Raw genomic sequence first — 9,134 nt, forward strand, 5'->3', positions numbered from 1 at the left:
CAGCAGGTCCTGGCCCGCCTGTTCTACGACACCACCAAGGACACCCCGGTGACGGGCACGTCCCTGACCACCCAGATCCCCGACGGATTCACCTACGTCCCCGGCACCACCCGCAACGTCCTGGCACCCGGATCGAACGTGGCCACCGGTACCGTCGGCGCCGAGACCAAGGCCGTCGCCGTCGCCGACTCCGTCTGGTCCGGCGACAACCTGCAGGTCTCCCCCTCGGCCGGGTTCAACGGCGAGTCCAACGCCTCCCAGACCGGCATCCTGCGCAACGGCATCAAGCGCTACCTCAACCTGCACCAGTGTGACTTCGTCCTGCGCAGTTCCACGGGTACCGAGCGAGATCAGTTCCGGTACGTGACCAACCTCGGCGGGGGCAACTGGGGTGCCGGAACGAACGCGTCGAACACCGCCGACTCCGCGGCGAGCTGTGGCGCCGGTGGGGCGGGGGATGCGGGCGGCACGTGGGTACTGCGTAACAGCCAGGTCGCGGCGCTGGACCTCCTCGGCAACCGTTACGTGAACCTCCAGGAGTGCGACTACGTGATGCCGAGCGTCGGCCGCGGCGACGTGGCGCGCTGGGTGACGAACCTGGGCGGCGGCAACTGGGGTGCCCCGTCGACCGCGGCGAACGCGCCGAAGGCCGCGGGCGACTGCGGGCCGGGTGGGACGAACAACGGTCTGACGTGGGAGCTCAACGGCGACCAGGTCGAGGTGCTCGACACGCTGGGCAACCGGTACGTCAACCTTCACCAGTGCGACTACGCCATCGCGTCGGACCTGACCGGCAACCCGCGCTACCGTTACACGACCAACGCCGGGTCCGCGACGGGCAACTGGGCTGTTGGGACGAACGCGTCGAACGCCGCCGACGCGGCGGCGCTCTGCGGGCCGGGTTCCGCGGGCTGGGAGCTGAACGGGCAGGGCGTCCGCGCGCTGGATCTTCTGGACACGGCGCGTGGTCAGGGGTTCATCGAGTTCGCGTTCACCTCCGAGGTCCCCGACCCGCCCGCGTGCGAGCAGACCATCACCGAGCCGGCCGTGACGTCCACCCGTCAGGGTGTGCTCAACGGCACCGGGACCGGCACTCCGACCTCGACCGCCGGGATCACTCTGGCCGAGTACACCGCCACCGGGGACCCCTGCCCCGAAGAGCTGGCGGCGAACACCGACGAGTACACCGCCGTGCAGGACACCACCTTGACCGGGAACGTCCTGGACAACGACGTCATCCCCGACGGATCCACCGTCACCGTCACCGGCCCGGGCGCCGGCCCCTGGAACGGTGACCTCACCCTGAACGAGGACGGCACCTTCACCTACACCCCGGCCCCCGGGTACGTCGGCACCGACTCGTTCAGCTACACCATCACCGACCAGGACGGCAACACCTCCGTCGGCACGGTCAACATCACCATCACCGAGGACGAGAACGGCATCCCGCTCATCGCCCCCGGCGCCGCCGCCACGGCAGGCCTGCTCGGCCTGGCCGGCCTCGGCCTCGGCTACACCCGCCGCCGCCGCGAGGCCACGAACGAGGTGATCTGACCCCACCAACCGATCCACTTCCTGACAGCGGCCCTCCCATCACCAGGCGGGAGGGCCGCCGTGCTGCATGTGACCCGCATCACATGACACGAACGGTGAGGCTCGGCGTCCTAGTGGTGCAAGACCCCGCCGAATCGGAAATATCAGCTTCACGCTGGGAATCTGGGAGGACTGCACAGTGGAGTGTCAGGCAATGCCGGCCCGGACCACCGACGTGGGCGACGTCGATACGCTGCTGGGCGCCATCCGGACAGGCGACGCCGACGCCGCACGGAGCGCGCTGGAGCACTGCTGGACCGACCTGCTCGGCGAGGAGGACGGCACCGCCCTCCAGGATGTCCAGGCCGCGGTGCTCGCCGGGGACCCGCCGTCGGTCCCCTCCGACCTCCTCGACCTCGTGTCCGTGACACGCCCGATGCCTACCCACCCGCAATACCGGGCCACCAACGCCTCCCCCGACGAAACCCTGTCCGGGCTGTCCGCCTTCATCCGGACGGCCAACCAACGACGCGCGGGGCAGCCCGGTCTTTCGTCGGCGACCGCCTCGCAGTGGCTCCTGCGGGCGAGGAACACCGAACTCCCCCAGTCCCGGGTCCTCGTCATGCTCCAGGCCTTCGTCAGCGCACTCGAGGCAGGACGGACGACGGAGGCACTCCTCCACGCCGAGGAGGCGTACCGGCTGTCGATCTCCACCGGGGCATCGAGACTGGCACGGGCGGCCGCCGAGGCCGCCGCCCTCGCGCTCGCGCTCGACGCGCAGCGCCACCGCGCGCAGAGTTGGATCGCCGAGGCCTGCTTGCTCCCTTCGCCACCACCGTGGTGGCGGCAGACGGTCGGCGACCCGCTCCTCCTCGCCACCAACGTCGCGCTCCTCGAAGCTTCGGGCCCCACCGGTGCCGCCACCGACTCCCGCCTCCGGGACGCGCACTGGGCGGCGGACCTCTGGTTCGTCGCGTTGCACCTGGACACCTGGCACGCCGCCTTGAGCCCGACGCCCGCCGTCGCCCTCGACGGCCTCCATGCCTCGTTGCTGCAGCGCTCTCCCGCGGCCCACGCCGGTGACGTCGCACGAGAGTCGCACCGGCCCCGGCCGATCCCCCCTCTGCTCGCGCTCGACCTCGGGCGCCTGTACCTGGAGCACGGCCGCGGCACGAGCGCCGAGCTCGTGGCCGAGCTCCTCGACCAGGAGCCCGCTGCGCACTCGCTCCTGACGGCGCGGCTCTGCCTCGCCCGTCGGCGCCCCCGCGAGGCCCTCGCCGCCGTCCGCAACCCAGCGGTCGCCCACTCCGCCTCACCACGCGTTCGCATCGAGGCGCGCCTGCTCAGCGCGGACGCGCACCTCGCGCTCGGATCCGACGACGACGCCCACCGCGAGCTCGCCCACGCTCTCGACACGGTCTGCCGCACCGGAGGGTCCTTCCCGCTGCGCTGGGGATCGCCCGCCGTCCTTCGCGTTGCCGCGCGCCTGTTCGGGCACCCCGTCGTCGAGGAGCTCGCCCGCACGGCACGCGAACCGGTCGAGCCGACGTTTGCCACGCTCTCCGAGCGGCAGTCGGAGGTGCTGAGCATGCTCGCGCAGGGGCTCACCGCCACCCAGATCGCCCGTCGGTCGTTCGTGTCGGCGAACACCGTGAAGACGCAGGTGCGCGACATCTACCGCCGGCTGGGAGTGCACGACAGGGCATCCGCACTGCGGAGGGCGCACGAGACCGGTCTGCTCGACCCCGTCGTCCGGCCCGGGCTCAGGACCCGCCCGTGACGACGGTGAGCGCCCCCACCCAGAAGTCGTCCCCCGTACTCACGGCACGCAGCGCGGCACGCGAGGCGAGCAGCGCTGCCGGCCGGAACGGCTTCACGTCGACACCGAGCGAGTTCGCGTAGGACGACCCCCAGGCCGTCGAGTCGAAGGCATTGCTGCCCGATCCGACCGCGCCGGGGCCGGATCCGGTCCACCGTAGCGGTACCAGCGCGGTGCCATCGAGGAAGAGCTGGTCCCCACCGGTCGCGCGGTCGCCCTCCCAGGCGACCGCACCGATGCGGGCCTGCGACCCTGCGCGACCTGCGACGACCGTCTCGCGGCCTCCGTCCCCCTTGGTGACAGCCAGGAGACCGTCGTTCACGATCGCGAGTCTCGAGGCGGTGCCGGTCGGGTCCCGGTGCACCACCACGAGTGCCCACCCGGCCATCGACCCGCTGCCACCGGCGGTGCACACGTCGGCGACCCCCCAGGTTCCCGACCCCCCGGCCCGGACCTGCGCCGTCACGTCGACGCTGGCCTGGTAGACCGCGTAGTCGCGCCCGGGCGCACGCTCGACCACGACCTCGCCGACGGGCTGCCTGAGCGATCCACCGGGCGAGGCCAGCCGCACCGTCCCGACGGACCCGTCGCACATGCCGGTGCGGTACTCGCCGCCCCAGTACAGCCGCGCGCTGACGATCTCGCTGCCGGACGGCAGGTCGAGACGAGCCCGCGACGACGGCGTTCCCGTGCCCAGCTCGTCGACCGTCACCATCTGCCACGCCTTGTTATCCTGCCGGGTCCCGGTCGCGGTGCCGTCGACAACGCTCGCGCACCTGCTGTCGGACGGCGGGCAGTGCAGGACCGGGGCCCCCACCTGGGTGACGCCGACGTCCCCCACCGCGACGTAGCGCGCGGCGAGCGGCGAGTCCCGCACCATGACGTCCTGGCTGAACACCGCGTCCGACCGCCTGTCCTCCGGCCGCACGGTGACGGGAACCGCGCCCTCGGTGGCGTGCGCGGCGACGACGACGGGGACGAGCAGCGTCGAGGCCGCCCCGAGGGCGAGCCCGCGTACCGTGCAGAGAGCACCGGCGTCCGACGGCTCACACGTCCAGTCGGAGGACGCCCGCCCGGGGTCGGCAGAGTCGAGGGCAACGCCAGCGGGCAGCACCACCTCGAGTACGACGGTCGCGACCAGGGCCGGGCCGGCGTGCGTGACGGTGACGCCGAGGACCCCGGGGCGCCCGGGCGCGAGGTCTCCGAGGTCCTCGAAGACGGCGTCGAGCTCGACCGGGTCCGGGGGCGTCGTGGGGTCGCCGGGATCCGCCGCCCCCCGCGGCACCCCAGGCGGTGCAGCGTCGCCCGGCGCGCCGGAGTCGTCCCCGGTGCCCGGCCCCTCTCCGCCCGCGCCGTCTGGTGCGCCCACCGGGGAGCCGTGCTCTCCCGGCGTCGGCACCGCCCCGCTCCCCTGAGCCTCGGCCGGCACCGACGGGTCACCCTCGTCGCCCTCCACGCCGGACTCGGCGTCCTCGGGGTCCGCCTCGTCGGAGGCCACAGGCGCACCGACCGGGGCGAGGACCACCGGGACGGGGAGCATTCCCGATGCCGCCACGCCCAGGAGCACGACGAGCACCGTCGACACCACACCGACGGACCAGGGCCAGGTCCGCGCGGGGCGCGACCACCACACCCGGCGCACGAAGCGCCCCGGGTGACGCACCGTCCCCACCACCGCGGACCACCACCGCGGCCACTCCCCGAACCACCCCACGATAGGAAGCAGGAGCAGACCGCCCGACGACGCGCCGTCGCGCTGTCTGACGGCGCTGGCAACTGCGGCGCCGCCCACCCCACGGCGGCGTCCCCGACGAGAGAGCGCCGACGGACCTCGCTCCGCCCCAGCAGCCGCCACGACGGCCGCCGCAGCCCCTGCTGCGGCACCTGCTCGCTCGCCCCCCAGGGGTACTGCCGCCGTCGCCCGGTCCACGCCGTCCGCCTCGTGCACGCCTGCCACACCACCGACCACGCCCTCGGGCGGGCTACCGACCACACCGGTCGCGAGGTCGTCGGCCGGGCCGTCCGAGCCGTCGTCCGTGGGACGGGCGGAGGCCAACGTCCCGGACGCACCGACCACGGCGAGGGCGCCGGCGGCTGCGCCACGAGTGCGGCGCTGTGCCGCCCACCGACCACCCAGCGCCGACCTGCCCGCCCGGTGCGAACGCTGGCCGTCCGACGACGCTGCGAGCACTGCCGGGGCTCCAAGGGGCAGGAGCAGGATGCGCATACGACCGCGGAGGTCGCTCAGCTCCTCGACGACTGCGGTGCACGGGGCACAGGTCGTCAGATGCGTCTCGATGCGCCGCCGTACCTGCGGGGTGAGACCACCCTGCGCGTACCGCGCCAGGTGCGGCGAGAAGTCCGCGCACCCGGGGTCGGCCCGCCGTACGTGGGCCTGGAGATAGCCGTGGCGCAGACGGTCGCGCGCTCGCCGGGCCAGTGACGACGCGGCGTTCGGCGAGATGCCGAGCATCGGCGCCGCCTGAGCCGGCGTCATGCCCTCCACGTCCAGATACCAAAGCACCTGCTGCCAGCGGGCCGGCAGCGTGCCGAACGCCGAGCGCACGAGGGAGACGTCCTCGGCCACGGTCAGGCGGTCGGGGTCGTGCGCCGGGCCGTCGAGAGCCTCATGCGACGCTGGCCGGACCCTCTCCTGCGAGCGGACGTGGCTCAGCGCCGCGTTGCGCACGGACGTCAGTAGGTACGAGCGGACGTTGCTCGTCGGCCCGCCGCCCTCGCGCGCCTTCGCCAGCAGCGCGGTGAAGGCCTCCGCCACCGCGTCGTCGGCGCTGGGTCCCGCTCCGAGGACGCGCCGGGCCACCCCGAGCGCCGCGGGACCGTGCCGACGGTAGAGCTCGGTGAACGCCGCGTCCTGCCCGGCGCGCAGCGCGTCGACGAGCCGGTCGTCGTGGAGATCCGCCCAGCCGAGCGAGGTCTGCGACGCGCCGCTCTCTGCGCGGTCAAGCATGCTCTGACACCTCGTGGCACCTGGACGGACGGTATCACCGCGCATGTGTGCTGATCCGCACGGCGCGGCGGGCACTGGACGTGCACAATCCCCACCGGACCATACCTCTCCGACTTCGACCTATCTAGCCGGTCTGACCGGTTCACCCGGTCCATGCCTCCGCCCCTGGCCGCGCTGCCACGACACGACCGTGGCGCGCCCCAACACCGGGACGCGCCACGGTCATCCGCCGCGCGAGCGCGCGTCGGTCAGCGGCGTGCCCGGCGCCGCACCGCCACAAAGGACAGGGCCCCGACACCGGCCGCGAGGGCCCCGAGCGGCGCGACCAGCGGGATGCTGCTCTCATCCTCGGTCACGGTCACGGTCACGGTCGCCGACCGTGCCACCCGGTCCGGCCCGACGACCTGGTAGGTGAACGAGTCGGTGCCGACGAACCCGGCGGGAGGTGTGTAGACGACGAGCCCCTCGGGCGTCACGGTGACCGCGCCTCCGTGGGCGGACGCGGCGTCCACCGTCGGCAGGCTCGACCCCTCGGGCAGGACGTCGTTGGCCAGGACGTCGATCGTCGTCCCCGCACCGGTCACGGTGGCAGCAGAGTCGCCGACAAGCTCTGCGGCGTCCCGCTCCACGGTCACGCGAAAGTCGCCGAGGAGCTGCGCGTGCGTCGCGTTGGACCCGGTCGCCGTCACCGTCACCTGCTCGACCGCCGAACCCTCGAACACGCTCGCCGCGCCGGACACGTTCTCCACGCCGCAGAGCTGACGGGTGCCGGGGTCCCAACGGTGCCGGGCGCTGACGCTCACCGGCTCGAGACCGTCCGAGACGAAGACGCACTCCTGTCCCGCCGCATTTTGCTGGAGGCTCCAGATCGTAAGCTCAAGCTCCACCGGCTCCGAGAAAGCGACGGTGGCCTCCTGCCCCTGAGTCAACGTGGCCTGTCCGCCGGAGAGCTCCGCGGTCGACTCCCAGCGAACTCCGGACTCCAACGTCCCGCTCGTCCCGGAGCCGTCGACGACGTCGGTGACGGGTGCGGCCGCCGCGACCCCGGCGAACCCGACCAGGGCCGCCGTCGCCAGACCTACCGCTCCGGCGGACGGTCCGAGCGCCCTCCCTCGCCATGACACCCGCGCTCGTGCTGCCATCGAGACCTCCTGTGTTCGTGCGCCGGACCGGTGCCCGGCGTTCGGCTGTACCGACGGCACGACGGACTCCCCATGACGCCCTCCTCGGGGTAGGTGCCGATTCCGTACTGCTTCCATACCGCGCGGGCCGGGGCGCACGACGGCGGCCCTCCCGCCTGGTGGTGGGAGGGCCGCTGTCAGGAAGTGGATCGGTTGGTGGGGTCAGATCACCTCGTTCGTGGTCTCGCGGCGGCGGGTGTAGCCGAGGCCGGCCAGGCCGAGCAGGCCTGCGGTGGCGGCGGCGCCGGGGGCGATGAGGGGGATGCCGTTCTCGTCCTCGGTGATGGTGATGTTGACCGTGCCGACGGAGGTGTTGCCGTCCTGGTCGGTGATGGTGTAGCTGAACGAGTCGGTGCCGACGTACCCGGGGGCCGGGGTGTAGGTGAAGGTGCCGTCCTCGTTCAGGGTGAGGTCACCGTTCCAGGGGCCGGCGCCCGGGCCGGTGACGGTGACGGTGGATCCGTCGGGGATGACGTCGTTGTCCAGGACGTTCCCGGTCAAGGTGGTGTCCTGCACGGCGGTGTACTCGTCGGTGTTCGCCGCCAGCTCTTCGGGGCAGGGGTCCCCGGTGGCGGTGTACTCGGCCAGAGTGATCCCGGCGGTCGAGGTCGGAGTGCCGGTCCCGGTGCCGTTGAGCACACCCTGACGGGTAGAGGTCACGGCCGGCTCGGTCACGATCTCCCCACACGCGGGCGGGTCGGGGACCTCGGAGGTGAACGCGAACTCGATGAACCCCTGACCACGCGCCGCATCCAAGAGATCCAACGACTGAAGGCCGCTGGCAGCGGGGTGCACCGCCCAGTTCTGGTCGCCGGGCGCGCAGTCGAGTTCCGTGTCCGCGGTGTTCGACGCGTTCGTCCCGGCCGTCCATGACTCCTCGCCGACAGCGCTTGAGGAGATGATGTGGGCTCCCGTGGAGCCGTTGAAGAAGTCGCACTGGTGCAGGTTGAAGTAGCGGCTACCCAGGAGGTCGATCGCCTGGACGCCGCTGGCAGCGGGGTGCACCGCCCAGTTCTGGTCGCCGGGCGCGCAGTCGAGTTCCGTGTCCGCGGTGTTCGACGCGTTCGTCCCGGCCGTCCATGACTCCTCGCCGACAGCGCTTGAGGAGATGATGTGGGCTCCCGTGGAGCCGTTGAAGAAGTCGCACTGGTGCAGGTTGAAGTAGCGGCTACCCAGGAGGTCGATCGCCTGGACGCCGCTGGCAGCGGGGTGCACCGCCCAGTTCTGGTCGCCGGGCCCGCAGTCGAGTTCCGTGTCCGCGGTGTTCGACGCGTTCGTCCCGGCCGTCCATGACTCCAGGCCGGCAGAACTCATGGAGACGATGTGCTGGAGGTTCCCACTGTTGAAGAAGTCGCACTGGTGCAGGTTGAGGTAGCGCTTGGTGCCGTTGCGCAGGATGCCGGTCTGGGAGGCGTTGGACTCGCCGTTGAACCCGGCCGAGGGGGAGACCTGGAGGTTGTCGCCGGTCCAGACGGAGTCGGTGACGGCGACGGCCTTGGTCTCGGCGCCGACGGTACCGGTGGTGACGTCGGAGCCGGGGGCCAGGACGTTGCGGGTGGTGCCGGGGACGTAGGTGAATCCGTCGGGGATCTGGGTGGTCAGGGACGTGCCCGTCACCGGGGTGTCCTTGGTG

At 72.4% G+C, this 9,134-nt stretch carries 5 protein-coding genes; 2 read left to right on the top strand and 3 right to left on the bottom strand.

Going from position 1 to position 9,134, the window contains the following annotated elements; genetic code table 11:
• Nucleotides 1-1,554 (top strand): cadherin-like domain-containing protein (locus tag JN535_RS21340; RefSeq protein WP_205207629.1); only part of this gene is annotated, 1,554 nt, incomplete at its 5' end.
• Between the two features lie 193 nt (nucleotides 1,555-1,747).
• Complete coding sequence (locus JN535_RS20400; RefSeq protein WP_205207630.1) at nucleotides 1,748-3,313, top strand: helix-turn-helix transcriptional regulator; 1,566 nt, start codon at nucleotides 1,748-1,750, stop codon at nucleotides 3,311-3,313.
• On the opposite strand, the gene JN535_RS20405 is transcribed toward JN535_RS20400, so the two are convergent.
• The 3 genes from JN535_RS20405 to JN535_RS20415 form a co-directional block, all read right to left on the bottom strand.
• Nucleotides 3,297-6,320, bottom strand: coding sequence for a sigma-70 family RNA polymerase sigma factor (locus JN535_RS20405; protein ID WP_205207631.1), 3,024 nt, complete (start codon nucleotides 6,318-6,320; stop codon nucleotides 3,297-3,299). The two genes, JN535_RS20400 and JN535_RS20405, sit on opposite strands and share 17 nt — an antisense overlap.
• Before the next feature lie 248 nt (nucleotides 6,321-6,568).
• On the bottom strand, nucleotides 6,569-7,123 hold the full coding sequence (locus JN535_RS21680) for an Ig-like domain-containing protein (RefSeq protein ID WP_205207632.1): 555 nt from the start codon (nucleotides 7,121-7,123) through the stop codon (nucleotides 6,569-6,571).
• 540 nt (nucleotides 7,124-7,663) lie between these two features.
• A partial coding sequence (locus JN535_RS20415; protein ID WP_205207633.1) for a cadherin-like domain-containing protein occupies nucleotides 7,664-9,134 on the bottom strand: 1,471 nt, incomplete at its 5' end.

Source organism: Cellulosimicrobium cellulans, from assembly GCF_016921195.1.
Classification (GTDB): Bacteria; Actinomycetota; Actinomycetes; order Actinomycetales; family Cellulomonadaceae; genus Cellulosimicrobium; species Cellulosimicrobium cellulans_F.

Excerpts from the sequence above, each read along its gene's own strand:
- JN535_RS20400 (WP_205207630.1), top strand. The coding sequence starts at position 1,748 with ATGCCGGCCCGGACCACCGACGTGGGCGACGTCGATACGCTGCTGGGC.
- JN535_RS20405 (WP_205207631.1), bottom strand. The coding sequence starts at position 6,320 with ATGCTTGACCGCGCAGAGAGCGGCGCGTCGCAGACCTCGCTCGGCTGG.